Below are 25,370 nucleotides of genomic sequence, written 5' to 3'. Positions count from 1 at the left end.
CGAACTGGTTAGTTTTGTCGCTTATCGGCCTGATACGGCTCGGCTGCCGACGCGCTCGCGGGGGTGCGTCGGCTGCCTCGGCGCATCACGCAAAGCGGTACTGGCGCAGCGCAGACCGGCGTCACACGTGAGGTGACATGCGGATGACGCATCGCAGCAGAATTGCCCGAATTTGACGACGAGAGCGGCTTGCCTGCCGAGTGTTTTCAAAAAAAGTGTGGCGTCGATACGTCACATCGGCGGGTCGCGTCGGGGATGGGCTGAAACGGGAAGGCGCACGTAAGCGGTTTGGCTGGCGGACGCGATCTGCGGGTATGGGGTGCGGGTGCGGGTGCGGGTGCGGGTGCGGGTGCGGGTGCGGGTGCGGGTGCGGAACGATATCCGACGGGAGGGATAAGCAGCGTTGCGCCACTTTCGGCGCGACTTCGACAGCCCGCAGCCGCCTGCCCGCCGACGGCCTATCCGGCCGCCAGTTGGCAAACCCCTAATTACGATACGGCGAGCCTTCCGGCTGACGCGGATCGTCAGCCTGACGCTGACTCGCGCGCGCGGAACCGCGCTCTTCGTTGTAGCGGGCAACGTCGGCACGAATCGAGCCACCGCGCACCGGCGCATTTTGCGGCGGCCGCGGCACCCCGCGTGACTCGGCGCTGACCGGCGTCATGGCACCGGCGTACTGCATGCGGCCACGCCCGTCACCGGGATAACCAGACGGTCCGCCGACACGGCGCGCATCGGGGCGATAAACGCCGAAGCCGTCCGCGTAATTGACACCCGCGAAGTTCGCGCCGCCTTGCGGCATGCGCAGGTTGCGGTCGGCCATCGAGTCACGGCCGGGTCTTGCAGCAGAAACGTCGCGGTGACGGTCGCCATTGCGTGCGTCCGCCAGCCTCACATGGTCGGCGGCAGCATGCGAGTGTCCGGAGCCACCACCGCCGTGCGGCATACCCGGCGCTTTTGCATAGACGAACGAACACAGCGCAGCGATGACCGCGCCCAACGCCCAGTGCTTCGTTCTCGACAACCCGTCCACCTGGTGACTCTCATGCCCGAAGACTTGCCTGAAGACCACCGTTCGAGCTGCGATGGACTTGTTCTGGGACTGGCAAAGACGCCGCGCTTCTGCCGCGACGCCTGGACATCCCGATGGCCTTTGAACCGTAATTTATGGGCGTGGGCAAAGGGTGTCGAGCCAAAAAGTGTTAGGCCTCACCCTTGGATGTAACACCTTGTTACTGCGGCGTTTTTCTGCGACAGAGTCCTTGCATGAACGCATCGAAGTGGCCTGCACGCGGGAGGTTTGCGGGTTTTCCCGACCCCGCTTGCCATGACGAATTGCCTGGGTTTCTGGGACCCGACTTGTCAAATCGGCATGGACCAATCCGTCCACGTCGCCAATACTGACCGCTACCCCGCGCCACCGGCCGCCGCCCTCGTCAAAAACTTTTTGATGCGCGATGATCATTAATCAATTCGGTAAATGAATTTGCTTTTTCAATCGATTTTCAACAACAATAGCCGTTTCCCATAGCCGGAGGCGGCGCTCTAACACGCGCACTCCGTGCCATTCCGCACTACCCAATCGAGATTCCGACATGGCTCGCCCGAAACTGCTTCCCGATAACTTCACCCTGTGTCTCGTCGGCACCGTGATCCTCGCCAGCCTCCTGCCGGTTCACGGCCAAGCCGCCGTCGGGTTCAACTGGGTGACCAATGTCGCGGTCGGCCTGCTGTTCTTCCTGCACGGCGCCAAGCTCTCACGTGAAGCGATCGTTGCGGGGGCGACGCATTGGCGTCTTCATCTGGTGGTACTTCTCAGCACGTTCGCGCTGTTCCCGTTGCTCGGCCTCGCGCTTAAGCCGATCCTTTCGCCACTTGTCACGCCGGCGCTCTATGCGGGGGTCCTCTTCCTCTGCACGCTGCCATCGACGGTTCAGTCGTCGATCGCGTTCACGTCGATCGCCAAAGGCAACGTGCCGGCTGCCGTATGTAGCGCCTCGGCCTCGAGCCTGCTCGGCATCTTCATCACCCCCGCACTGGTCAGTCTCGTCGTCGCCAATCAGGCGGGCGCCAGCGGCGCGTCGCCGTGGCATACGGTAGGCAACATCGTGCTGCAACTGCTGGTGCCGTTCGTGGCCGGGCAGCTGCTGCGCCCGCTGATCGGCAAGTGGATCGAGCGTCATCGCGGCGTGCTGAAGTTCGTCGATCAGGGCTCGATCCTGCTGGTGGTGTACGGTGCGTTCAGCGAGGCCGTCACCGAAGGCTTGTGGCATCAGATCCCGTTGTCCGCGCTCGGCGGCCTGCTGCTCGTCAGTGTCGTGCTGCTCGCGCTCGCCCTGGCCGTGACGATCTTCGTCAGCAAGCGGCTCGGCTTCACCCGCGCGGACCAGATCACGATCATCTTCTGCGGCTCGAAGAAGAGCCTCGCCGCCGGCGTGCCGATGGCGAAGGTCATCTTCGCCTCGCACGCGGTGGGCGCGGTGGTCCTGCCGCTGATGCTGTTCCACCAGATCCAGCTGATGGTGTGCGCCGCGCTCGCGCAGCGTTGGGGCGCGCGCGACACCAGCGGCGAGACCCAGGTCAGCTCGCGCGAGCGGCCCGCGGCCGCCGTCGCGCGCCGGTGAATACGCCCGCAATGCAAACAGGACATTCATAAGCGCCCTCCCTGAGCGTCGTTCCGAACAAAGCCGCCTTGTGCGGCTTTTTTGTTATTTCACGCGCAAACGCAGGCGCTGTCGCCTCGGCCTGATGGCATAGGAGAATTCCTGGCCAGATGCGGCAGGTCCGCCATCGGCCAGCAAGCGCGCGACACGCACCATCGCGGTGCCTCACGTCACTAAAAGTTCACTTAATTCGAGACCAGAGGCGCCGATAAGCCGAACATCGATCGCTACGCCTTTCCGCCATGCAACTTCGTCCGCACTCCCGATTCGCTGCGCCGCGCATCGAGGATCTGATCATCCGGCGCGATCTGTCAGCCGTCTTCCAGCCGATCATCGATTTCGAACACGGCGGCGCTATCCTCGGCTACGAAGGGCTGATCCGCGGGCCGGCCGGCACCTCGCTCGAAACGCCGTTCGCGCTGTTCTCGCAGGCGCTCGCGGAAGGCTGCGCGCTCGCACTCGAACGCGCAGCCGCGCGCACCTGCATCGAGGCGTTCGCCAAACTCGATTTCGACGGCAAGCTGTTCCTCAATTTCAGCGCGGGCGCGATCCGCCAGCTGGCCGACGCCCGCGAGGGCACGCTCGCGCTGCTGCGCCATCGCGGCGTCGATCCGCGGCGCATCGTGATCGAGCTGACCGAGCAGAGCGCGATTCCGGATGTCGGCAATTTCGTGCCGGTGATCACGGCGCTGCGCACCGCCGGCGCGCAATTCGCGCTCGACGACTACGGCACCGCGAACGCCAGCATGAATCTGTGGGTGCGTCTGCAACCGGATGTCGTGAAGATCGACCGCTTCTTCATCCACGACATCGCCTGCGATCCGCTCAAGTTCGAAGCCGTGCGCGCGATGCAGCACTTCGCGCAGGCGAGCGGCGCGCAGCTTGTCGCCGAGGGCATCGAGAACGAAGCGGATCTGATCGTGGTGCGCGACATGGGGATCGGTTGCGGGCAGGGCTTTTTCTTCGGCCGTCCGCATGCGCGGCCGGCGCGCAACGTGACCGACGACGCCCGCGACGCGCTGCGCGCCGGCCACATCGCGGTATTTCCGGAGACGACGCGCACGGTGAGCAGCGCGTCGCCTTCGGGCGGCATGGCATCCGAGAAGATGCTGGTGCCGGCGCCTGCGCTGCCGCGCCACGCCACCAACAACGACGTGCTCGACCTGTTCAACCGCCTGCCCGATCTGCATGCGGTCGCGGTGGTCGAACACGACGAACCGGTCGGGCTGATCAACAGGCGCAGCTTCATGGATCGCTACGCCCTGCCGTACCACCGCGAACTGTTCGGCAAGCGCCCGTGCATGCAGTTCGCCAACGCGTCGCCGGTGGTGATCGAGAAATCGATGACCGTCGAGCAGATGGCCAAGCTGCTCGCGAGCGACGACCAGCGCTACCTCGCCGACGGCTTCGTGATCACCGACCAGGGCAGATACGCGGGCCTCGGCACCGGCGAGAATCTGGTGCGCGCGGTCACGGAGGTGCGCATCGAAGCGGCGCGCTACGCGAACCCGCTCACCTTCCTGCCGGGCAACATTCCGATCAGTTCGCACATTGCTCGCCTCCTCGGCAACGACGCCGGCTTCTACGCGTGCTACGTCGATCTGAACCACTTCAAGCCCTTCAACGACCAGTACGGCTACTGGCAAGGCGACGAAGTGCTGAAACTCGCCGCCGCCGTGCTCGCCGACGTGTGCGACCCCACGCGCGATTTCCTTGGGCACGTCGGCGGCGACGACTTCCTGATCCTGTTCCAGAGCGAAGACTGGCGCGAGCGCGTGCTGCGCGCGATTCACCTCTTCAACGAGGGCGCGCAACGCTTTTACGCGCCGGCCGACCGCCTGGCCGGCGGCATCCACGGCGAGGACCGGCGTGGCAATCCGACCTTCTTCGGTTTCGTGACGATGGCGATCGGCTGCGTGCGCGTCGAACCGGCCAGCGGCGCCTCGCTCTACACCAGCGAGCAGATCGCGTCGGTCGCGGCGCTGGCCAAGCGCCGCGCGAAGCTGGAGACAAGCGGCTTCGTGCTGATCGATGCCGAGGAAAGCGCGGCGCTGCTTCGACGCGAGGACGAAGCCGAGGCCGCGCCCGAACATGCAGACTGAAGACACACGCGGCATGCACGCGCTCGAAATGTGAGCTTGTTTAGCTAATTTTACTAAACGGCATATTCCGGGCCAACGTCAGCATCTACGGGTATTTACGGGTATCGCGGGGCGGGGCGCGAAGCTGTTTTAGCACCGTTTTACTATACAATCGCCCGAACCCAAACAGTGTGCGGCGCAGCCTGCGGCCGCTTCTTTCGATGGCCACCACGATCCGCGACATTGCCCGCGTGGCGAGCGTGTCGATCGGCACCGTTTCGCGTGCCCTGAAGAACCAGCCGGGTCTCTCCGAGGCCACTCGCGAGCGCGTCGTCGCTGCGGCACGGCAGCTCGGTTACGACGCCGCCCAGTTGCGGCCGCGCATTCGCCGCCTGACCTTCCTGTTGCACCGTCAGCACAACAACTTCGCCGTCAGTCCGTTCTTTTCGCATGTGCTGCACGGCGTGGAGGACGCCTGTCGCGAGCGCGGCATCGTCCCGTCCGTGCTGACCGCGGGTCCCACTGAAGACGTGATCCAGCAGATGCGCCTGCACGCGCCCGACGCCGTGGCCATTGCCGGCTTCGTCGAGCCCGAGACGCTGACCACGCTGGTGGCGATGCAACGCCCGCTCGTGCTGATCGATCTGTGGGCGCCCGGACTGCGCTCCGTGAATCTCGACAACGCCGCGGGCGCCATGCTCGCCATGCGGCATCTGTTCGAACAACAGCGCAAGCGCGTCGCGTTCATCGGCGGTTCGCTCGCGCACTTCAGCATCGCGCAGCGCGCGCTCGGCTACCGCCAGGCATTTTTCGAAGCGGGCATGCTGTTCGACCCGTCGTTGGAAGTGACCATCGACGCCGGCCTCGATCCCGACAGCGGCGCCGCGCGCGCGATGCACCGGCTGCTCGACGCGCCCGGCCCGCGCCCCGACGCCGTGTTTGCCTACAACGACGCCGCCGCGCTCGCCGCGCTGCGCGCGTGCCTCGCACGCGGCCTGCGCGTACCCGAGGACATCGCGATCATCGGTTTCGACGACATTCCCGCCGCCGCCCATGCCACGCCACCGCTGTCGACCATGTCGGTCGACAAGGAAGCGCTCGGCCGGCGCGGCGTCGAACTGCTGCTTGAAGACGCACCCGCCGAGCTGGAAGTCCGCTTGCCCGTTCAACTCATTGCCCGCGCCAGTACTCTGGTGAAAACGCCATGACGCAACCCGATCCGCTTCATCCCGCACTTCATCCCGCCAACGACACCGCCGTGCCGCCCGTCGACAGTTTCCGCAGCCGCGACTTCCTGCTCGCGCACGTCGAGGACACGCTGCGCTTTTACGCGCCGAATGTGCTCGATCCGAGCGGTGGCTTCTTCCATTTCTTCCGCGACGACGGTTTGGTCTACGACAAAACCACGCGGCATCTGGTGAGCAGTTGCCGCTACGTCTTCAACTATGCGATGGCGTATCGTCAGTTCGGCGACCCCCAGCATCTGGAATACGCGCGTCACGGCCTGCGGTTTCTGCGCGAAGCGCATTGGGACGCGCAGCACGAGGGCTACGACTGGGAGCTCGAATGGCACGACGGCAAGAAGCACACGCTCGATGCGACGCGCCACTGCTACGGCCTCGCGTTCGTGCTGCTCGCGTATTCGCATGCGGCGATGGCCGGCATCGAAGAAGCGAAGCCGATGATCGGCGCGACCTTCGAGCTGATGGAGCACCGCTTCTGGGATGCCGCCGCCGGTCTCTACGCGGACGAGGCCTCGCCGGACTGGCGGGTCAGCTCGTACCGCGGACAGAACGCGAACATGCACACCACCGAGGCGCTGCTGGCCGCGCATGAAGCGACCGGTCACCTCGTCTACCTGGATCGCGCGGAACGCGTCGCGTCGAATATCACGCTGCGGCAGGCGAAGCTGTCGCAAGGTCTGGTGTGGGAGCACTTTCACGCGGACTGGTCGGTCGACTGGCATTACAACGAGGAAGACAGCTCGAACATCTTCCGTCCGTGGGGCTTCCAGCCGGGGCATCAGACCGAATGGGCGAAGCTGCTGCTGATTCTCGAACGCTTCCGGCCGTTGCCGTGGCTGCTGCCGCGCGCGATCGAACTGTTCGACGCCGCGATGACGCACGCGTGGGACGAGGACCACGGCGGCCTCTATTACGGCTTCGGCCCGGACGGTACCGTGTGCGACCACGACAAGTACTTCTGGGTCCAGGCCGAAACCTTCGCGACCGCCGCGCTGCTCGGCAAGCGCACCGGCAACGAACGCTTCTGGGACTGGTACGACGAGATCTGGCGCTATAGCTGGGCGCACTTCGTCGATCACAAATACGGCGCGTGGTATCGCATCCTCACCTGCGACAACCGCAAATACAGCGACGAAAAAAGCCCGGCCGGCAAGACCGACTATCACACGATGGGCGCGTGCTACGAGGTGCTGGCCCACGCGCTGCCCGACGGCGCCCAGGCCACAGCCGCCACGGCCGCCGCGTCCAATTCAGCGGAGAAGACAAAATGAGCAATCCGAACCCAGGCGCCGAATTCCCCGTCTTCGTGTCGGCCGGCGACATCCTCACCGATCTCGTGCGCACCGGCGCCTCGCAATGGCTGTCGCGTCCCGGCGGCGCCGGCTGGAACGTGGCCCGCTGCGTCGCGCGGCTCGGTTTGCCGACCGCGTGCGCCGGCTCGCTCGGGGTCGACAACTTCTCCGACGAACTGTGGAACGCGAGTGTCGCCGCGGGTCTCGACATGCGTTTCATGCAGCGCGTGGAGCGGCCGCCCTTGCTCGCGATCGTGCATCAGACGCATCCACCCGCGTACTTCTTCATGGGTGAGAACGGCGCCGACCTCGCGTTCGATCCGGCGCATTTGCCGGCCGGCTGGATCGGCCACGTGAAGTGGGCGCACTTCGGCTGCATCAGCCTCGTACGGCAACCGCTCGGCGACACGCTCGCCGCGTTGGCCGCCGAGCTGCGTTCACACGGCGTGAAGATCAGCTTCGATCCGAACTACCGCAATCTGATGGAGCACGGCTACGAGGCGACGCTGCGCAAAATGGCGGCGCTCGCCGATCTGATCAAGGTGTCCGACGAGGATCTGCGCCTGCTGTTCAAGACCGACGACGAAGCCGCCGCCCTCGCCCAGTTGCGCGCGATGAACCCGGCCGCCACCGTGATGGTGACACGCGGGCCGGAGTCGGCGATGCTGATCGGCGGCGCGGCGGTGATCGAGGCGCGCCCGCCGCGGGTCGAAGTGGCCGACACGGTGGGCGCGGGCGACGCGTCGATCGGCGGCCTGCTGTTCAGCCTGATGACCGCTCCTCAGCGCGCGTGGCCCGAGCACCTGGCGTTCGCGCTGGCGGCCGGCGCGGCCGCCTGCCGGCATGCCGGCGCGCATGCGCCATCGCTGGATGAGGTCGTCGCGCTGCTGTAATTTTCCTGCCTTGCGCGGCGTGCATTGTCACGCACAGGGCGCGCCGCGCGAGCAGGGAACCGAGCCGCCGTCATCGTGCTACGATGAAAAATCCGAAACCTTTGGAAGCAGGAGCGACGCCATGGATGACATCACCTACACCAAGGGCATCTACACGGCGACGGCTTCGGTAAGGGACATCGGCCAGGATACCTGGCAGGGCGTGGTGACGCTCACGCGTGACGAAGGCGACGAAAGCGTCGATCAGGAAACCACGCTCTACGAAGTGAAAGAGCCGTCGTCGACGCCGGAGGAAGCCCTCGAGGAAGCCAAAGCGCTCGCTCACCGCATCCTCGGGGAAATCGAACTCTAGGCAGACCGGCGCCGCGTCTGTCGCGCCGCGCCACTCTGAATCAACCGGATGGAGGCGTTCATGGCTGAACAGCTCTTCCTCTACGGCGTGTACTCGATACACGTCCGCCCTCTCGAACTCAACGGCGCGCGCTGGGACGCGGAGTACGAAATCCGTCATCGCGAGAAAGCCGTCAAAGCGTGGACCACGGTCGGCGGCGACGACGGTTATGCCGATGAAGCCGAAGCGGTAGCGTCCGCGCACCAGCAGGCTATCGACGATATCGAGCACGGTGCGGGCATTCCCAAGCCGCGGGCTTTTCCGTAGTCCGGCGCCGAGCGGGGCGCATCGGTTGTCTCCCGCTTGTCTATTGGTTGTCTGGTGGATGCGGCGAATGGTGCGTCACGTTGTGTGTCGCGCGGAATGGCAACGCGCTGCGCATTGTCCGCGCGAGGTGTCCGGCCGATTGCGTTGCATCTACTCACGCATGCCGTGCACGCCATAAGGACGCAAGCACGAACGTCGCTGCATGCCCCGCGTGACCACCAATTCGAGTGCCGTTGGGTGCATCACCTGCACACGGACACGCACAACACAACAAGGCCCTTTCACCGCCGCCTGATCCCCTTCTCCCACCGCGTCACCGTGCTACGCTTTGCCCGTTTTCATTCCGACGAGCATGCGATGGCAACTGGACCGTCAGACCATTTTTCCGGCACCGGCGACGCCGAACCGGGCGCGCCCGAACGTCGTGCGCGCGGCAGCCGTGAACTACGTCTGGACGATCGCGTGATCATCGCGCACGGCATGCCCACGCCGTTCTGGCAAGACCTCTATCACCGCGCGCTGGTGGTGCGCTGGCCGACGTTTTTTGTCTCGCTCGCGGTGCTGTTCATGTTGCTCAACATGGCGTTCGCCGCGCTTTACATGCTGGGCCACGCGTCGATCGCCAATCAGTATCCGGCGGGTTTCGGCGGCGCGTTTTTCTTTAGCGTCGAAACGCTCGCGACGGTCGGCTACGGCGACATGCACCCGCAAACCGTCTACGCACACTCGATCGCGACGCTGGAAATCTTCGTCGGCATGTCCGGCATCGCATTGGCGACGGGGCTGATCTTCGCGCGCTTTTCGCGCCCCCACGCGAAGATCATGTTCGCGCGCTACGCGGTTGTCCGTCCGCTCGACGGCCGCATGACGCTGATGGTGCGCGCCGCCAACGCGCGCCAGAACGTGATTGCCGAGGCCCATGCGCGGCTGCGCATCATGCGCCAGGAAACCTCCGCGGAAGGCTTCACGCTGCGCAAGCTCTACGACCTGACGCTCGTGCGCGATCAGCATCCGGTGTTCAAGCTGGGCTGGTCGCTGATGCATATCATCGACGAAAGCAGTCCGCTGTTCGGCGAGACCGCCGCGACGCTCGAAGCGCGCGACACGTCGCTGCTGCTCACCCTCGAAGGGGTCGACGAATCGACTTCGCAAACCATGCAGGCGCGCCACACGTGGCGTTGCGATCAGATCTGCTGGCAGCATCGTTTCGTCGACATCATGAGCGAGAAGGACGGCGTGAGCCATATCGACTATTCGCACTTCGATGAGATCGTGCCGCTCGACGCGGCGTCCCTTCACGCGAGCCTGCCGGTCAAAGCAGCGGCCCGATAACTGGCTCGATAAGCGCCGCGGCAAACCCGCATCCGGCAGCGCCGACGGCACCCGACACACACCAGGGCATACCCGAACCGCGCCGCCGCGTGGCAGATCCCTCTCAAAGACTCGCTAAAAAACGCGGCTCGTCGCGCCCGCTTGCTGCTTACTCGTCAAAGTAGAAAAAATTCTCTCTAATCGGCGCTAAAAAATAGAGTCTCTTCCGCAGCGTGCTTTTGTGGTCACCACCCTCGCGCGCGGATGCAAAACAGCAATCATCTTGCATGGAGACTCACCCATGACCGCTCGTCTGCCCATCGACGGCACACCCGCTCTCGCCGACTACAAGCTGTCCGACAATCTCACCGCGACGCGCGGCCGAATCTTCCTCACCGGCACCCAGGCGCTGGTGCGGCTCGCGCTGATGCAGCGCGCGCTCGACAAGACCCGCGGCATGAACACCGCCGGTTTCATCAGCGGCTATCGCGGCTCGCCGCTCGGCATGGTCGACCAGCAGTTGTGGAAAGCGAGCAAACTGCTCGCGGCGAGCGATATCCGCTTTCTGCCGGCGATCAACGAAGAACTCGGCGGCACGGCCGTGCTCGGCACGCAGCGGGTCGAAGCGGACCCCGAGCGCACCGTCGAAGGCGTGTTCGCGATGTGGTACGGCAAGGGGCCCGGCGTCGACCGCGCGGGCGACGCGCTGAAGCACGGCAACGCGTATGGCTCGTCGCCGCATGGCGGCGTGCTGGTGGTGGCGGGCGACGACCACGGCTGCGTGTCGTCGTCGATGCCGCATCAGAGCGACTTCGCGATGATGGCGTGGCACATGCCGGTGGTGAATCCGTCGAACATCGCCGACATGCTCGAATTCGGCCTGTACGGCTGGGCGCTGTCGCGTTTCTCGGGCGCGTGGGTCGGCTACAAGGCGATCTCCGAAACAGTCGAATCGGGCTCGACGGTCGATCTCGATGCACTGCAAACGCACTGGGCCGTTCCGGAGGATTTCAGCGTTCCCGCCGGCGGCCTGCACAATCGCTGGCCCGATCTGCCGAGCCTGACGATCGAGTCGCGCATGCACGCGAAGGTCGACGCGGTGCGCCACTTCGCGCGCGTGAACAGCATCGACAAATGGATCGCGCCGAGCCCGCACGCGAACGTGGGGATCGTCACGTGCGGCAAGGCGCATCTGGATCTGATGGAAACGCTGCGCCGGCTCGATTTGACGGTCGCGGATCTGGAAGCGGCCGGCGTGCGGATCTACAAGGTCGGCCTGTCATTCCCGCTGGAGATGACGCGCATCGATGCGTTCGTGGCCGGTTTGTCGGAAGTGCTCGTGATCGAGGAGAAAGGCCCGGTCATCGAGCAGCAGATCAAGGACTATCTGTACAACCGGACGCAAGGCGCGCGGCCGGTCATCGTCGGCAAGCATGCCGAGGACGGCACGCTGCTGCTGTCGTCACTCGGCGAATTGCGGCCGTCGCGCGTGCTGCCGGTTTTTGCGAACTGGCTCGCGAAGCACAAGCCCCCGCTCGATCGCCGCGAGCGCGTGGTCGATCTGGTCGCGCCGCAAATCCTCTCGAACGCGGCGGACAGCGTGAAGCGCACGCCGTACTTCTGCTCGGGCTGCCCGCACAACACGTCGACCAAGGTGCCAGAAGGGTCGATCGCGCAAGCCGGTATCGGCTGCCACTTCATGGCCTCGTGGATGGAGCGCGACACGACCGGCCTGATCCAGATGGGCGGCGAAGGCGTCGACTGGGCCTCGCATTCGATGTTCACGAAAACGCGTCACGTATTCCAGAATCTCGGCGACGGCACCTACTTCCATTCCGGCATTCTCGCGATTCGCCAGGCGGTCGCCGCGAAAACCACCATCACGTACAAAATTCTCTATAACGACGCGGTCGCGATGACGGGCGGCCAGCCGGTCGACGGCAGCATCTCGGTGCCGCAGATCGCGCGTCAGGTGGAAGCCGAAGGCGTGTCGCGCTTCGTCGTGGTCAGTGACGAGCCGGAGAAATACGACGGTCATCACGATCTGTTTCCGAAGGGCACGACCTTCCACCATCGCAGCGAAATGGACACCGTGCAGCGCGAGTTGCGCGACACGGACGGTGTCACCGTGTTGATCTACGACCAGACCTGCGCGGCGGAAAAACGGCGTCGCCGCAAGAAAGGTGAATTCCCCGACCCGGACAAGCGTCTGTTCATCAACGAGGAAGTCTGCGAAGGCTGCGGCGATTGTGGCGTGCAGTCGAATTGTTTGTCGGTGGAACCCGTCGAAACGACCTTGGGACGCAAGCGCCGCATCGATCAATCGTCGTGCAACAAGGACTACTCGTGCGTGAACGGCTTCTGCCCGAGCTTCGTCACGGTGGAAGGCGGCAAGCTGAAGAAAGCCGCGGGCGCCGCGTTCGATCCGCAAGCGCTGGCCGCGCGCGTCGACGCTTTGCCGGTGCCCGCGACGAAGCTGGACGCCGCGCCATACGACATTCTGGTGACGGGTGTTGGCGGCACGGGCGTCGTCACGGTCGGCGCGTTGATCAGCATGGCCGCACATCTGGAAGGCAAGAGCGCTTCCGTGCTCGACTTCATGGGCTTCGCGCAGAAAGGCGGCTCGGTGCTGTCGTTCGTGCGCTTCGCTGCACGCGATGAGTGGCTCAACCAGGTCCGCATCGACACGCAACAGGCCGACGTGCTGCTCGCCTGCGACATGGTGGTCGGCGCGAGTGCCGATGCATTGCAAACAGTGCGTCATGGCCGCACGCGCATCGTCGTCAATACGCATGCGATTCCGAACGCGACCTTTGTGCAGAATCCGGACGCGACGCTGCACGCCGACGCGCTGATCGACAAGATGCGTCACGCGGCGGGCGCCGAGCGCATGTCGACCTGCGACGCTCAGGCGCTCGCCACGCGTTTTCTCGGCGACACGATCGGCGCGAACATCCTGATGCTTGGCTATGCCTGGCAACTCGGCCTCGTGCCGGTGTCGTTCGGCGCGATGATGCGCGCGATCGAATTGAACAACGTCGCGGTGACCATGAATCAACTGGCGTTTGCAATCGGCCGGCTGGCCGCTGAAGATCCGGCCGCGCTCGAATCGTTGTGGCAGGCGCGGCACGCGGCGAAGCAGACCGTGCGCGTCGATACGCTCGACGAACTGATCGCGCATCGCGAGGGACGTCTGCAGACTTATGGCGGCGCAGCGTATGTGAAGCGTTATCGCGCGCTGGTGGACGCGGCACGCCGCGCGGAGACTGCCGTCGACGCGACGAGCGAGCGCGTGACGCGCGCGGTTGCCACGACGTTCTATCGTCTGCTCGCGGTGAAGGACGAATATGAAGTCGCGCGTCTGCATACGGATGCCGCGTTCCGTGAAGCGCTCGAAGCGCAATTCGAAGGCGTGGCGGGCAAGGACTTCGGCATCAAGTTCAACCTCGCGCCGCCGACGCTCACGCGCGCGCAAGCGGGCGTCAATCCGAGCAAGAAAACCTTCGGTCAATGGATGTGGCCAGTGCTCGGCATGCTCGCGAAATGGCGCGGCCTGCGCGGCACGCCGCTCGATCCGTTCGGCCGCACGCTGGAGCGCCGGATGGAGCGCGAACTCGCGGGCGATTACGAAGCCACGTTGCTGCGCGCGCTCGCCAGGCTTGGCTCGAACAATCTGGAAGACGTCGCGAAGCTCGCCGATCTGCATGCGCGTGTGCGCGGCTATGGTCACGTGAAGCTGGCGAATCTGGCGGGCGTGAAGCGCGGCGAGCGTGATCTGGCGGCACGCTTGCAGATCGACCCGGCGACGGGTGAAGCGGTGAAAAAGTCGCTGGAAGAGATGAAAGGCGCGGGACAATTGCGCGGCATTCCGGTAGTGGTGGCGAAGTAGTCGAAGTCGCCTTGCGATGGCGCTATACGCCGTCGTGCAATGTGAATGAGAAAAGCCGCTTCGGGTGTGATCTCGAAGCGGCTTTTCTTTGCTTGCTGATGTGACGATGCCGTCGCGTCACCCACCTCGCGCGGCGCTCGGGCTCGCATTCAGCCATGCCCTGACTTGGGCGACTTTTTCCGCATCGACCGGTGCGAGGCAGTTGCTGCCCACGCGCACACCGGAACCGAAATGCACCGCTTCAACTTGCGTTGCGCTCACGAATCCGGCAATCGCATCGACCGTCAAACCCGCACCGGCCAGCACCGTGCACTGCGAGCCGCGCGCTTGCCGCACCAGCTCGCGAATCGTTGCTTGCGCGTGCAGCACCGATGGCTTGCCGCCCGACGTCAGCACGTTCGTCACCGCGTCGAAACCGAGCAGCACGTCGAGCGCTTCGCGCAGATCGCGGGTTTCGTCGAACGCACGATGGAAGGTGATGGCCATGCCATCGGCTGCATCGATCGCACGCGCGAGTCCGTCGCGATCGATCTCGCCATCGGCCTTCAGCATGCCGATCACGATGCCGTTCGCGCCCGCCGCCTTGACCGCGCGCACGTCGCGCAGCATCACCGCGTAGTCGTCGGCGTCGTAGACGAACGAGCGGCTATGCGGCCGCACGATCACATTCACCGGCACGGCGGCAGCTGGAATCGCGACCGCCGCGACCACCGCTTCGATCAGGCCGACGCTCGGCGTGAGGCCGCCCTCGCCCATCGCGGTGACGAGTTCGAGACGATCGGCGCCCGCTTGCGCGGCGACGCGCGCATCGGCAACGGTGGTGGCAATGACTTCGAGCAGAACGGACATGAGCGCAGCAGAGTGTCGTTAAAAACGACATCATCTCAGAAGCGCTCTTCGTCCACCCAGTCGATGTCGCCGCACAGCACGCAGGTCTGTTCTCCGACACGTGTCGCCACCGACAGCGTCACGCACGGCAACGCCTCGTTGATCGACAGATACGGGCGAGTCACATGTACGCGTTCCGGCGCATTGATCGCATCGCGGAAATACGGGCGACGCAGCCAGTTCGCCCCTTGCGCGTCGGCCAGCGGCAAAAAGCGTGTTTCATGCGCCGCGCGATCGGCGCGCAGCACAACGTTGCGGCCCGCCTGCCGGCCCTTCGCGTCGAGCAGGAAACAGCGTGCGGCATGGTCGAGCGCAAGGAAATTCCAGCACACTTCCTCGAGCGGTTCACCGGCGGCAAGCCGCTCGGCCGCACGCTCGAAGGCCCGCAAATACGGGGCGAGACGGCTCGCGTTGCGGCGCTCGCGCGCTTCGGCCTGATCGCGGTAGCGCTCGGTCAACTCGCCGATGCACGCCACCGCATGCACCGGGTCGGCCGCGCCGGGATTCGGCCGGCCGAAGAAAAAGCCCTGCACGAAGTCGGCGTTGCAAGCGAGCGCCATCTGCGCTTCATGCTCCGTTTCCACGCCTTCGATCAGCACCAGCTTGCCCGCTTCGTGCAGCAAGGCGACGAGCCCCGGCAGAATCGTCGCCATATCGGCGCGATGCGCGGCGTGCGACAGCATGATGCGGTCGAGCTTCACGATGTCGGGGTTTAACTGCCAGATCCGTTCGACGTTCGAGTGGCCCGCACCGAAATCGTCGAGTGCGATCAGGAAGCCGCGCTCGCGGAACTGGCGCACCGCGTCGGCGAGACGCTCCAGGTCTTCGGCGCTCTGTTCGAGCACTTCGAGCACGATGCGCCGCGGCGGCAGGTCAAGCCGTTTCAGACTGGCGAGCAGCGCCGCGGAGTGATACGGATCGGTGAGCGCGCCGGGATGCACGTTCAGAAACAGCCACTCGCGCTCGGCGCCGAGCACCTTGAAGTTTTCCAGATGCAGCGTCTGGGCGAGCCGATCCACTTGCAGCACGTCACCCAAGCGCGCGGCTTCACCGAATACGTCGAGCGGCGACACGGCGCGGTCGAGCGCGTCGTGCGCGCGCAGCAGCCCCTCGTAACCGACCGCCCGCATATGCGACAGGCTGAAGATCGGCTGGAACACGCTGGTGAGCGTCAGCTCGCCATGCTGCACCGAATAACGTTGGAGGCCCGACGCTACCTCGACGTCGAAACCATGCGGCACACTCGCCGTCCTATCCTGTTGCGCAATCGTCATGCAGTCCTCTCACGCAATAGCCGGCCCGGTCCGAACTCGGAAACGAATACCTCGGCGCCGTTTTTTAAAATGTGCGTCATCGCTACTGCTTAAGCAAGCTCCATGCGCACGCTGGCGCACATCCGGTTGAAATTTGTTCGAAGGATTGCACCGGGGCAAGGGTTCATGCGCCGGACGGGGGCGTGCGGCGCACCGTTGAGGTGCGTGACGCAGAGCGCGGTTGCGCGGGGCGGTTGCTGCAGTGGGGGCCTGAGCTTGCCGCCGTGTCCGTTGCTGCGTTTGCGGCCGCGTTTGCACCGCGTTTGCACCGCGTTTGCCGCCATGTTCACCATCCTGGTCGCTCGCCGCCGCGCCGCCTTCACGCCGCGCTCGCAATGACCGAACGCGTCATCGGGCTACACTTTGGCCTTGCGTGCCGTGAACGCTGCGCGGTGCCCGCGTCGAGCGATCGCTTCGACATCCCGCAAAAACCCCAAGAAAAACCCGTTATATCCGCACCCACAGACCGATGGAAATAGTCTTCACCGTATTGATTCTTCTGCTTGCCGTCGCGGCTTCCGGCGTCCTCACGCGCACACTGCCGTTCAAGCTGCCACTGCCGCTCGTGCAGATCGCGATCGGCGCGCTGCTCGCGTGGCCGACACTCGGCTTGCACGTCACCTTCAATCCGGAAATTTTCATGGTGCTGTTCATTCCGCCGTTGCTGTTCGCGGACGGCTGGCGCATTCCCAAGCGCGAGTTCTTCATGGCGCGCCGCGCGATCCTGATGCTCGCGCTCGGCCTCGTATTCATGACGGTGCTGGTGGTCGGCTACTTCGTGCATGCGCTGGTGCCGGCGATCTCGCTGCCGGTCGCGTTCGCGCTCGCCGCCGTGCTGTCGCCGACCGATGCGGTGGCGCTCTCCGGCATCGTCGGCAGGGACAAGATCCCAGGCCGGCTGATGCATATTCTCGAAGGCGAGGCGTTGATGAACGACGCCTCGGGTCTGGTCGCGCTGAAGTTCGCGATTGCCGCGGCGCTGACCGGCGTGTTCTCGCTGCGCGACGCGTCGCTCAGTTTCGTGATCATCGCGGTGGGCGGCCTCGCGGTCGGCGCGGCGGTGAGCGCGCTGTTCAGCTTCGTGTCGACGCGCTTTCTGAACCTCACCGAAGAGGGCGACCCCGCGCCCGGCGTCGTGATGACGCTGCTGATTCCGTTCGCCGCTTATCTGACCGCCGAGCATTTCGAGTGGTCGGGCATTCTCGCCGCCGTCTCGGCCGGCATGATGATGAATTACGCCGCGGTGGCGAACGCGGGCTCGGTGGCGTCGCGCATCCGCGCCGCCAGCACGTGGACGATGATCGAGTTCGTCTTCAACGGCATGGTGTTCATTCTGCTGGGGCTGCAATTTCCGCACATCCTCGGCCGCGCGCTGCTCGACGCGCACGAGACCAGCGACGCGCAGGTCGGTCTGCTGATCGGCTACATCGCGGCGGTCGCTGCCGCGCTGTATGCGATGCGCTTCGTGTGGGTGTGGTGCCTGCGCTGGTTCGCGAGCCGTGGCGCGGTGAAGCAAGGCGTGACGAACGCTGTGCCGGGCTTGCGCATGGTCTCGGTGACGACGGTGGCCGGCGTGCGTGGCGCGGTGACGCTGGCGGGCGTGCTGTCACTGCCTGTGTCGCTGCCGGATGGCGCGCCGCTGCCGGGCCGCGATCTGGCGGTTTTCATCGCGTCGGGTGTGATTCTGCTGTCGCTGCTGGTGGCGGTGGGCGCGCTGCCGGTGCTGTTGCGCGGCTGGCGGCGAGGCAAGGACCCGCATGCCGCCGAGGAAGCGCACGCCCGCACGGTGGCCGCGCAAGCAGCGATTCGCGCGGTCGACGAGATGCACGACAGGGAGTGCGCGGATCTGGATGAATCGGCATCGGCGTATGCGGCGGATGTGACCGCGCGGGTGATGGATCTGTACCGGCGCCGCCTCGCCACGCTCGACGACGAGCAGGAACGACGCGAACTGGCGCGCCGCGCCGATGCGCTCGAGTTCAGGATGAAGCTGGCGGCAATGCGCGCCGAGCGCAAGGCATTGCTCGCGCTGCGCGAGGCTCAGGAGATCAACGACGAGACGTGGAACAAGCTGATGCGCGAGGTGGATTTGTCGGAGACAGCGCTGACGGCGCGGAGAAAATAGAGCGAGTTTGGCGGTGAGGGAAGCGCCGGCATTTCTCGGTCATGGGATGAGATCTCAAGCCGGCGCCGCTGGCCGCCTGGCGCCAACCGACGCATGTCGCCTCGCTGCGTCAGCCAGCGCCAATCGGAAAATGTAAATCAGGCCACCGGCCCTTGCGTCGGCTTCCTGCGCAGCAACGCGTACAGAATGATCGCGCCGAACGTCGCAGTACCGATTCCGCCGAGACCAAAACCGCCGAGCTTCAGCGAGAAGTCCCCCGCGCCGAGCACCAGCGTCACGGCGGCGACGATCAGGTTGCGGTTATCGGAGAAGTCCACCTTGTTGACGACCCAGATGCGCGCGCCGGTCACGGCGATCAGCCCGAATACGACAATCGACACGCCGCCCAGCACCGGCCCCGGAATGGTCTGGATCACCGCGCCGAACTTCGGGGAAAAGCCCAGCACCAGCGCAATCACCGCGGCGATCACGAATACCAGCGTCGAGTAAATCTTGGTCACGGCCATCACGCCGATATTTTCCGCGTAAGTCGTCACGCCGGTGCCGCCGGCAAAACCGGACACGATCGTCGCGAGTCCGTCGCCGAGAAACGCGCGGCCGATATAGCGGTCGAGGTTCTGGCCGGTCATCGCGCTCACCGCCTTGATGTGACCGAGATTCTCCGCGACGAGGATCACCGCGATCGGCGCAAGCAGGGCCATCGCATGCGGATCGAAAACGGGCGCCGTGAAGTGCGGCATGCCGAACCACGCGGCATTCGCGACGATCGAGAAATCGATCGGCTTAGCCATGCCGAGGCCGTTCGTGACGATCGCGTAAATCACGTATGCCATGAGCAGCCCGATCAGAATGAGCAAGCGTTGCAGCATGCCGCGCGCAAACACCGCGACCGCCCCCACGCACAGCACGGTGACGAGCGCCATCCACGAATCGAAGTTGCTGCCGCTCACGCCGCGCACCGCGATCGGCGCGAGGTTCAGACCGATCACGCAGACGATCGCGCCCGTCACGACCGGTGGCATCAGCGTCTCGATCCAGCGGGTGCCGACTGCCGACACGATCAGGCCGATGATCGCGTACACCACGCCGCACGCGATGATCCCGCCCAACGCCACCGGGATGTTCAGATTCGGACCATGACCGCCGTACCCCGTCACCGCGATCACGAGACCGATGAATGCGAAGCTCGAACCGAGATAACTCGGCACGCGCCCGCCCACCAGCACGAAGAACAGCAACGTGCCGATGCCCGACATGAAGATACAGAGGTTCGGATCGAAGCCCATCAGCAACGGCGCAAGCACGGTCGACCCGAACATCGCGACGACGTGCTGAACGCCCATCGCGAACATCTGCGGCCAGGCGAGGCGCTCGTCGGTGCCGACGACGCTGCCCTCGGCCGCAGCGGACTGGCGACGCCAGCGGGGGAAATAGGAATCGGCCATGGCGGGGGTTCTCCTCTGTTCGGCGTGACGGCGGATGGGTGCCGGACGGCGCGTGGTCGGGCGCGCTCCGGGAATTACGCGCGAGTGTACGGAGTGCTATTGGGCCTGGCAAGCGTGGCGAGAGGCTTGCGCGAATGGTGTTGGCGGGGCGAAGAAGGTTCGGGGATAACGTGTGCCGCCGTGTTGCATGAGCGCCCAGCCCCGCGCGGAGTCAGCTTCGCCCGGGGCTACCGGTGACGTGATGCATCATCCCGCGCGCAAATCGAGCGCAGGTGCGGATGCCACACGACTGAGCGCGCGAATGTCCGCGATTTCGAGCACCGCTTTAGGTGCGCCGTTGCGTGCGGCCGCCAGCATCGCGAGCCCGATGTCCTCGGTGCTCAGCACCAGGTTGGGCAACAGTGCGCGCAGCGTCGGCAGGAACGGCTTCGCCAGCGCGTAGAACAACCTGTACGAACGGGTCTTCGAACGCGCGCCGTTCAGCGGCTGAATCACGCCGGGACGAAACAGATACGCGGCCTTGAACGGCAGCCGTTGCAACGCGTTCTCAGTACGCCCCTTCACACGCGCCCACATGCTGCGCCCGTGTTCGGTGCTGTCGGTGCTCGCGCCGGACACGTAGACGAAGGTCATCTGCGGATTGAGCCGGGCGAGCGTTTGCGCGGCCGCCATCGTGAGATCGTAGGTGAGCCGCGTGTAGTCTTCCTCCCGCATCCCCGCCGACGAAACACCGAGGCAGAAGAAGCACGCGTCGAACCCCGTGGCGGTTGGGGATGCAGTGACTGCGGGCGCAAGCGTGGATGATGGGTGGGATAAGTTTTGAGTGAAGGGCTTTTTGTTGGGGTGAAGGGATGTGGGATGGATGCTTGGGGCTGGGTCTCCCTTTGCTCGCTTGGGGTAGAAAAGGAAAAAACCGGCAAAAAGCCGGTTTTTGCTTTTGATCGAATCTGGTTGGGAGGAGGAGGATCGAACTCCCGACCTTCGCATTGCGAACGCGACGCTCTCCCAGCTGAGCTACCCCCCCAACGTCCTTGTGATTCAAGGGGTTAGCGTTACGTGCCCCCGTTCGTCGGACTGGCTTGTCACCCTGCTGTCACCCCTGGAGAAGTGATGGCTACCATTCGACAACGTAACGACCGCTGGCAAGCGATCATTAAACGGCAGGGCTACCCAGTCCAATCAAAGACATTCGCGCTGAAGAAAGACGCGGAGAAATGGGCGAGACAGCAAGAACGTCTCATCGATGCCGGGCAGTGGATTAACGGCCCACAAGATCGCCAAACGAGTTTAGGTGAACTTCTTGACCGATACGCGAAGGAAGTCAGCAACGGCAAGCGTGGAAGTCGTGCGGAATTTTACAGAATTGAAAGCTTTAAGAAACTTGGCCTCGCGAAGCACGCACTTTCTTCAATAACACCACACATGGTTGCGGCATGGCGAGACGCCCGACTTGGAGAAGTTTCGTCTGGCACCGCGCTGCGGGAACTTCAGCTTCTTGGACACGTTTTCAGCATCGCAATCCGCGAATGGGGCGTTCAGCTTCCAAACAACCCGGTTAGTCTCATCAGAAAGCCACGATCTGGCAAAGCCCGCGACCGCGTGCTGACGGCAGCAGAAAGGGCCGCCCTTATCTCGGCTTGCGGCCAGTGCCACAACCCGTGGATCAAGCCCGTCGTTATCTTTGCCCTCGAAACTGCCGCACGACGTGGTGAAATCCTTGCGCTGTCATGGAATGACGTGGACTTGCCCCATCGGACGGCGACCCTACAGGTAACGAAGGCCGGGCAGCCGCGAAGAATTCCGTTGTCAGGGTCTTGCATCGCGATGCTGGAAGCACTGCCGCACAGTCTTGACGGACGGGTATTCCCCGTCTCTATGGAAGCTGTTAAACAGGCATACGAACGAGCGGTTGCGCGGGCCGGTATCGCCAACTTCACATTCCACGATCTCCGACACGATGCACTGACAAGATTGGCAAAGCAGGGACTCTCGATTCTGGAACTTCGCGCCATATCCGGCCACACGACGGCGAACATGCTTCAACGGTATGTGTCGATTGACGCTGGTGAATTGGCGTTGAAGCTCGGCTGACCGTAGCTGAAACAGCACTGGTTATCGGTCCATCGCCCACCCGCGCGGTGGATCGATCATGTTAGCTCTGCCCTTACGCTTCCTCATCAGGCGGGCGTGTCGTGAAATCAATACTGACGATTAAAGCGGACCGCCGAAACGGCACCGTGAATGCAACGAAGCACCATGCCAAGCGGTCTGACGCAGCAAGCGTCAGCAACTCCTGAAAATGACTCTCCGTCATGTCTACCACGCCCTGTAACTCGGGTTTGATCGATATGAATGCGCCAACGTTAGGCACATCGGCATTGCCAACACCCGGCTTGTCGGTCGGGGAGACTTGGAACAAGAACCGGGTCACATCACGTACTGGTTCGGTGAACTCCCCCTCCAACAGAATCGATGCGCGACTTTCCCGCTCGGGCGGACTACCGCGTGGCCGGTCCACACGCTCCGTCACACTCGCGTGCCAACTTGTGACGCGCCCATACCGACTCAGCAGTTCGCGTCGGCGGGTCGGATGCTTCGCTTTGGTCATACCTCGTTATCTGAACACAAACCACTTAACTACGGCGAACGACAGGGGCGCTTTTAATCGAACTGATTCTACGCCCTTGACCAGCGCATCGAATTGGACGCGCTGCTCACGTATACAACTCGTCCCAGTCTTCACCGAGCATCCATCGCAGGGCGGAAAGCTTACCGTTAATCATCCCCCACTCGAAGTCGGACCAAGGACCATAGTTCCCTTCGCCCAGCTTTCGCTCCGCCTTCTTGGCGGACTTCAGCGCACCCTTCCAAATGTCCTCGACGGTATGGGTCTGGCCGTTCAGCTTCTTTTGGGTCCATTCCTCGCGACTGACGATCTTATGCTTGCCTTTCTCAACTTGCCAAGCAAGGAACTTGTGCCGGTTGTACCAGACTTGCGTCGTCAGCCGGTCCATAGCATCTAACATCTCCGAAAGACTTCTCGGCTGTTGGTCCCATTCCTGCTCCCACATCGCATAGGTAACGCGCATCGGGTCGATACGTCGCAAGCACTCGGCCAAGTTAATGAAGTACATGGACTTGATCTTCGAGAACGATGCAGCGAAGTCTACGTGTGGCAGTCTCTGATTTCCGTTGACGATACTGAAGTCGTGCTTGTTGTGCGTTACAAATGCGAACCGCTGGCCCGCCCTTCCCATCGTTCGCACACACTCGAAGTACGTTTCGATCAGCACGGCGTCAGCCATCGAGTTCTTGTTTTCATGATGGCACGGAGCCTTTCGATGCAACGCACGGTCTGTCGCCTGAAGCTTAACCGCATCACTTGCTTCAATGACGGTTGATGCGGACAGGATCGCAGCGATCCGCGTCAGTACGCCGTCTGCGGCACCACCCAAGATAGGAATACGGTGCCCCAAGTCTGACAGGTAGTCCAGCACCCGGCCCTTTTGCCGGTTGTCGCCATCAGCCTTGCGGATGGCGCTCTTCACTTGATCGAAGTGTGCCGAAAGGCTCTTCGCGCTTGATTTGGCAACCCGGTCACGGTTTTTATGGAATTCATCGACAACGATGCGCGGTACCAGCAGCGTCAACTGTCCGTCCGAAAGCAGACCTTCCAGTAGGTCTAGCAACGGCGTCTGCTTCGCATCTGCCGCAAGATCCAGCCAGACGCTGGTGTCGATCAAAAGATTAAACATCTGTATAGGTCATTGTTGTCACGGCGTAGCAGTTTGACCGACACCGCGAATCGCTAGGTAGCGTCCTTCAAGCCGGATTCAATAGCGGCTTGACCCCGAAGACAGTCCCGGACCGAATCCGCATTTCCAGTTCATAAGCCCGCTTACTCGAATCAACGACCCCAAACTGATATTCGAAGTGGCGGTGAATGTACGCCTTGGTCAGCCGATCCAGCGTATTTTCGCCGGATGCGAATTTTCGTAACTCGTCCAGCCCCAAGCTAGGAAGGACAAGTCGATTGGCAACATACACGCAGAACTGATCGCCACTTAGCCGTCCAGACGCGTGGCTTGCCAGCCGCGTAACCAGCCCGTACTTCTTTCTCTGCGCCAGTTGCGCTTTCTCGAACTCTCGTCCCGACATTCCGCAGTACATGAACGCATCGTCATGCCAGATTGCATATACGCCAGCAGCCAACGCCGGTATCGCAGCATTGGGCCAGTCCGAAAATTTGAACCGCTGCGAAAAGTCTGCCGTGATTTCTGTTTCGTCCATGTTGTAGAGACCGGTCACTGCGGTGCCATAGGAACAGGTTTTGTCAAGAACGAAGCAAGCAACGGTTCGACAAGTTCGAAGCCCCGCAGCTCTTCAAGCCAACGCTGCGGAACACCGGCTAGGCCAAATTTGATACCGGCCAGACCGGCAGCCACGGCGGCGGTTGTGTCGGTATCGTTGCCGAACAGGATGGCAGTCCGGGCGACATCTTCAAACGTCTCTTCTTCCATCGCCTTCCGCGCCGACCAGAGGGTATCAAGCACATAGCCGGTTCCACGCGACTGATCGGTCTTCGGGAAACTTCTCAACACGTCCAGTTCCGTCAGAAGCGCCTTGCGTTCCGGCTGGTCGGGCCAATCTCTGTAAATCTCATCGAGACGTTGATCCGCCCATGACAAAGGGTCGGCAAGGTGCTTCAGGTATCCCCGCGCCCAGAGGCAATAAAATGCGCAAGCGACCTGTGAACGCGGGTGCGCGTGTGTCGGCAGCGATTGACGATGAGCGTCCCGAACCAGCGCTTCGTCGGTTCCGTTGTGCCACAAGGCAAGCGGCAGAACCCGCATCAACGATCCGTTGCCGTTGTCCATCACCGCCGCGCCGCCAGATTCTCTTGGAGACACACCGTCACGCAGTCTGTTCAATGCGTCGGCGGTTTGAATACCAATGTCGAACACGTCACCATCGACAGCGAGATAGCCGTCATCGCGCCAGCGCAGCAACCTATCCGCGAAGTCAGTCAGCGACAGTTTTCCGCAGTCAAACAGGCTGGCAAGCAGACATAAGGCTTGGCTTCCATCGTCAGACCATGTCCCGACCGGCACACCGGCATGAGACCGCCTGAAGCCGACTGGCGTTGTCATCTCAATCTGATAGCGTGGCGGAATCTGTTCAGGCTTCTTGAACTCAAAACCGACGCCAAGCGCGTCGCCGACAAGGAGACCGACCAACCCCGCGATCCGTGCGTCTGCTATGTCGCGTAATCCTATGAAGCGGACTCCTTGTTCCATGTACTTTTCTCCAAGTCGCATCTGAGACCAAGACCGCACCAACACCAGCTGGCTGTCGAAGGTATGAATGACCGGCGCATAACGTCGCAATGGTGGGATGGTGCAACCGAACTGACCGGCAACCGAACTGACCGCTAAAAAAAAGGCCGTCCAGACACGCGACGGCCACCAACACACGCCGTGCAGCGTCTGCACGACAGATTCAGCAAGCTACCGAACTTCAATACAGCGGTTAATCAGGCCGGTCACAAACAGACCATCAGCTTCGACA

The 25,370-nt window shown here is 63.4% G+C and carries 19 protein-coding genes, 1 tRNA gene and 1 pseudogene; 11 read left to right on the top strand and 10 right to left on the bottom strand.

Features of this window, described 5'->3' with window-relative positions:
- Positions 1 to 484: 484 nt before the first annotated feature.
- On the bottom strand, positions 485 to 1,033 hold the full coding sequence (locus B0G69_RS07735) for a hypothetical protein (protein WP_121316351.1): 549 nt from the start codon (positions 1,031 to 1,033) through the stop codon (positions 485 to 487).
- 562 nt (positions 1,034 to 1,595) lie between these two features.
- Between B0G69_RS07735 and B0G69_RS07730 the strand changes: the two genes are divergently transcribed.
- The 9 genes from B0G69_RS07730 (at position 1,596) to B0G69_RS07690 (ending at position 14,031) form a co-directional block, all read left to right on the top strand.
- Positions 1,596 to 2,624, top strand: a complete 1,029-nt coding sequence (locus tag B0G69_RS07730) for a bile acid:sodium symporter family protein (protein ID WP_121316350.1) — start codon at positions 1,596 to 1,598, stop codon at positions 2,622 to 2,624.
- Positions 2,625 to 2,905: 281 nt separating this feature from the next.
- Positions 2,906 to 4,765, top strand: coding sequence for a phosphodiesterase (locus B0G69_RS07725; RefSeq protein WP_121316349.1), 1,860 nt, complete (start codon positions 2,906 to 2,908; stop codon positions 4,763 to 4,765).
- A gap of 200 nt (positions 4,766 to 4,965) precedes the next feature.
- On the top strand, positions 4,966 to 5,952 hold the full coding sequence (locus tag B0G69_RS07720) for a LacI family DNA-binding transcriptional regulator (protein WP_121319197.1): 987 nt from the start codon (positions 4,966 to 4,968) through the stop codon (positions 5,950 to 5,952).
- On the top strand, positions 5,949 to 7,259 hold the full coding sequence (locus B0G69_RS07715) for an AGE family epimerase/isomerase (protein WP_121316348.1): 1,311 nt from the start codon (positions 5,949 to 5,951) through the stop codon (positions 7,257 to 7,259). Before B0G69_RS07720 ends, B0G69_RS07715 begins: the two co-directional genes overlap by 4 nt.
- Positions 7,256 to 8,173, top strand: a complete 918-nt coding sequence (locus tag B0G69_RS07710; RefSeq protein WP_121316347.1) for a carbohydrate kinase — start codon at positions 7,256 to 7,258, stop codon at positions 8,171 to 8,173. Before B0G69_RS07715 ends, B0G69_RS07710 begins: the two co-directional genes overlap by 4 nt.
- A gap of 121 nt (positions 8,174 to 8,294) precedes the next feature.
- Positions 8,295 to 8,525: a hypothetical protein gene (locus tag B0G69_RS07705; RefSeq protein ID WP_121316346.1), complete on the top strand. Its 231-nt coding sequence runs from the start codon at positions 8,295 to 8,297 to the stop codon at positions 8,523 to 8,525.
- A gap of 60 nt (positions 8,526 to 8,585) precedes the next feature.
- On the top strand, positions 8,586 to 8,831 hold the full coding sequence (locus tag B0G69_RS07700; protein ID WP_121316345.1) for a hypothetical protein: 246 nt from the start codon (positions 8,586 to 8,588) through the stop codon (positions 8,829 to 8,831).
- A gap of 357 nt (positions 8,832 to 9,188) precedes the next feature.
- Entirely contained in the window at positions 9,189 to 10,163 is a 975-nt protein-coding gene (locus B0G69_RS07695; RefSeq protein ID WP_121316344.1) for an ion channel, read from the top strand.
- A 280-nt stretch (positions 10,164 to 10,443) separates the two neighbouring features.
- The gene (locus B0G69_RS07690; RefSeq protein WP_121316343.1) at positions 10,444 to 14,031 is read left to right on the top strand and encodes an indolepyruvate ferredoxin oxidoreductase family protein; all 3,588 of its coding nucleotides are present in this window, start codon (positions 10,444 to 10,446) and stop codon (positions 14,029 to 14,031) included.
- Between the two features lie 117 nt (positions 14,032 to 14,148).
- On the opposite strand, the gene B0G69_RS07685 is transcribed toward B0G69_RS07690, so the two are convergent.
- Positions 14,149 to 14,880 carry a copper homeostasis protein CutC gene (locus tag B0G69_RS07685; protein WP_121316342.1) on the bottom strand — a complete coding sequence of 244 codons (732 nt, stop codon included), beginning with the start codon at positions 14,878 to 14,880 and terminating at the stop codon, positions 14,149 to 14,151.
- A 35-nt stretch (positions 14,881 to 14,915) separates the two neighbouring features.
- Positions 14,916 to 16,193, bottom strand: coding sequence for an EAL domain-containing protein (locus B0G69_RS07680; protein WP_121316341.1), 1,278 nt, complete (start codon positions 16,191 to 16,193; stop codon positions 14,916 to 14,918).
- Between the two features lie 508 nt (positions 16,194 to 16,701).
- Between B0G69_RS07680 and B0G69_RS07675 the strand changes: the two genes are divergently transcribed.
- Positions 16,702 to 18,357 carry a Na+/H+ antiporter gene (locus B0G69_RS07675; protein WP_121316340.1) on the top strand — a complete coding sequence of 552 codons (1,656 nt, stop codon included), beginning with the start codon at positions 16,702 to 16,704 and terminating at the stop codon, positions 18,355 to 18,357.
- A gap of 137 nt (positions 18,358 to 18,494) precedes the next feature.
- Here B0G69_RS07675 and B0G69_RS07670 read toward each other — a convergent pair whose 3' ends face one another.
- The 3 genes and pseudogenes from B0G69_RS07670 to B0G69_RS07660 all read right to left on the bottom strand — a co-directional run bounded on the left by B0G69_RS07670 (position 18,495) and on the right by B0G69_RS07660 (position 20,827).
- Positions 18,495 to 19,802, bottom strand: coding sequence for a solute carrier family 23 protein (locus tag B0G69_RS07670; protein ID WP_121316339.1), 1,308 nt, complete (start codon positions 19,800 to 19,802; stop codon positions 18,495 to 18,497).
- Between the two features lie 246 nt (positions 19,803 to 20,048).
- Positions 20,049 to 20,561: pseudogene (locus B0G69_RS07665) on the bottom strand (epimerase); the annotation flags it as partial.
- A gap of 189 nt (positions 20,562 to 20,750) precedes the next feature.
- Positions 20,751 to 20,827 (bottom strand) — tRNA-Ala (locus B0G69_RS07660).
- A gap of 85 nt (positions 20,828 to 20,912) precedes the next feature.
- Here B0G69_RS07660 and B0G69_RS07655 point away from each other — a divergent pair.
- Positions 20,913 to 21,893: a site-specific integrase gene (locus B0G69_RS07655; RefSeq protein WP_121316338.1), complete on the top strand. Its 981-nt coding sequence runs from the start codon at positions 20,913 to 20,915 to the stop codon at positions 21,891 to 21,893.
- 73 nt (positions 21,894 to 21,966) lie between these two features.
- On the opposite strand, the gene B0G69_RS07650 is transcribed toward B0G69_RS07655, so the two are convergent.
- The 4 genes from B0G69_RS07650 to B0G69_RS07635 form a co-directional block, all read right to left on the bottom strand.
- Complete coding sequence (locus B0G69_RS07650) at positions 21,967 to 22,410, bottom strand: hypothetical protein (RefSeq protein WP_147440710.1); 444 nt, start codon at positions 22,408 to 22,410, stop codon at positions 21,967 to 21,969.
- Between the two features lie 106 nt (positions 22,411 to 22,516).
- Entirely contained in the window at positions 22,517 to 23,557 is a 1,041-nt protein-coding gene (locus B0G69_RS07645) for a PIN domain-containing protein (protein ID WP_121316336.1), read from the bottom strand.
- A 67-nt stretch (positions 23,558 to 23,624) separates the two neighbouring features.
- Positions 23,625 to 24,110, bottom strand: coding sequence for a hypothetical protein (locus B0G69_RS07640; protein ID WP_199731157.1), 486 nt, complete (start codon positions 24,108 to 24,110; stop codon positions 23,625 to 23,627).
- Positions 24,107 to 25,294, bottom strand: coding sequence for an ADP-ribosylglycohydrolase family protein (locus B0G69_RS07635; RefSeq protein WP_241991278.1), 1,188 nt, complete (start codon positions 25,292 to 25,294; stop codon positions 24,107 to 24,109). The genes B0G69_RS07640 and B0G69_RS07635 overlap by 4 nt, the downstream gene beginning before the upstream one ends.
- Positions 25,295 to 25,370 lie beyond the last annotated feature (76 nt).

The organism is Paraburkholderia sp. RAU2J (genome assembly GCF_003634845.1).
In the GTDB taxonomy this organism is placed as follows: domain Bacteria; phylum Pseudomonadota; class Gammaproteobacteria; order Burkholderiales; family Burkholderiaceae; genus Paraburkholderia; species Paraburkholderia fynbosensis.
This window is presented reverse-complemented; position numbering and strand designations above follow the sequence as displayed.

Excerpts from the sequence above, each read along its gene's own strand:
- B0G69_RS07730 (WP_121316350.1), top strand. The coding sequence starts at position 1,596 with ATGGCTCGCCCGAAACTGCTTCCCGATAACTTCACCCTGTGTCTCGTC.
- B0G69_RS07725 (WP_121316349.1), top strand. The coding sequence starts at position 2,906 with ATGCAACTTCGTCCGCACTCCCGATTCGCTGCGCCGCGCATCGAGGAT.
- B0G69_RS07720 (WP_121319197.1), top strand. The coding sequence starts at position 4,966 with ATGGCCACCACGATCCGCGACATTGCCCGCGTGGCGAGCGTGTCGATC.
- B0G69_RS07715 (WP_121316348.1), top strand. The coding sequence starts at position 5,949 with ATGACGCAACCCGATCCGCTTCATCCCGCACTTCATCCCGCCAACGAC.
- B0G69_RS07710 (WP_121316347.1), top strand. The coding sequence starts at position 7,256 with ATGAGCAATCCGAACCCAGGCGCCGAATTCCCCGTCTTCGTGTCGGCC.
- B0G69_RS07705 (WP_121316346.1), top strand. The coding sequence starts at position 8,295 with ATGGATGACATCACCTACACCAAGGGCATCTACACGGCGACGGCTTCG.
- B0G69_RS07700 (WP_121316345.1), top strand. The coding sequence starts at position 8,586 with ATGGCTGAACAGCTCTTCCTCTACGGCGTGTACTCGATACACGTCCGC.
- B0G69_RS07695 (WP_121316344.1), top strand. The coding sequence starts at position 9,189 with ATGGCAACTGGACCGTCAGACCATTTTTCCGGCACCGGCGACGCCGAA.
- B0G69_RS07690 (WP_121316343.1), top strand. The coding sequence starts at position 10,444 with ATGACCGCTCGTCTGCCCATCGACGGCACACCCGCTCTCGCCGACTAC.
- B0G69_RS07685 (WP_121316342.1), bottom strand. The coding sequence starts at position 14,880 with ATGTCCGTTCTGCTCGAAGTCATTGCCACCACCGTTGCCGATGCGCGC.
- B0G69_RS07680 (WP_121316341.1), bottom strand. The coding sequence starts at position 16,193 with ATGACGATTGCGCAACAGGATAGGACGGCGAGTGTGCCGCATGGTTTC.
- B0G69_RS07675 (WP_121316340.1), top strand. The coding sequence starts at position 16,702 with ATGGAAATAGTCTTCACCGTATTGATTCTTCTGCTTGCCGTCGCGGCT.
- B0G69_RS07670 (WP_121316339.1), bottom strand. The coding sequence starts at position 19,802 with ATGGCCGATTCCTATTTCCCCCGCTGGCGTCGCCAGTCCGCTGCGGCC.
- B0G69_RS07655 (WP_121316338.1), top strand. The coding sequence starts at position 20,913 with ATGGCTACCATTCGACAACGTAACGACCGCTGGCAAGCGATCATTAAA.
- B0G69_RS07650 (WP_147440710.1), bottom strand. The coding sequence starts at position 22,410 with ATGACCAAAGCGAAGCATCCGACCCGCCGACGCGAACTGCTGAGTCGG.
- B0G69_RS07645 (WP_121316336.1), bottom strand. The coding sequence starts at position 23,557 with ATGTTTAATCTTTTGATCGACACCAGCGTCTGGCTGGATCTTGCGGCA.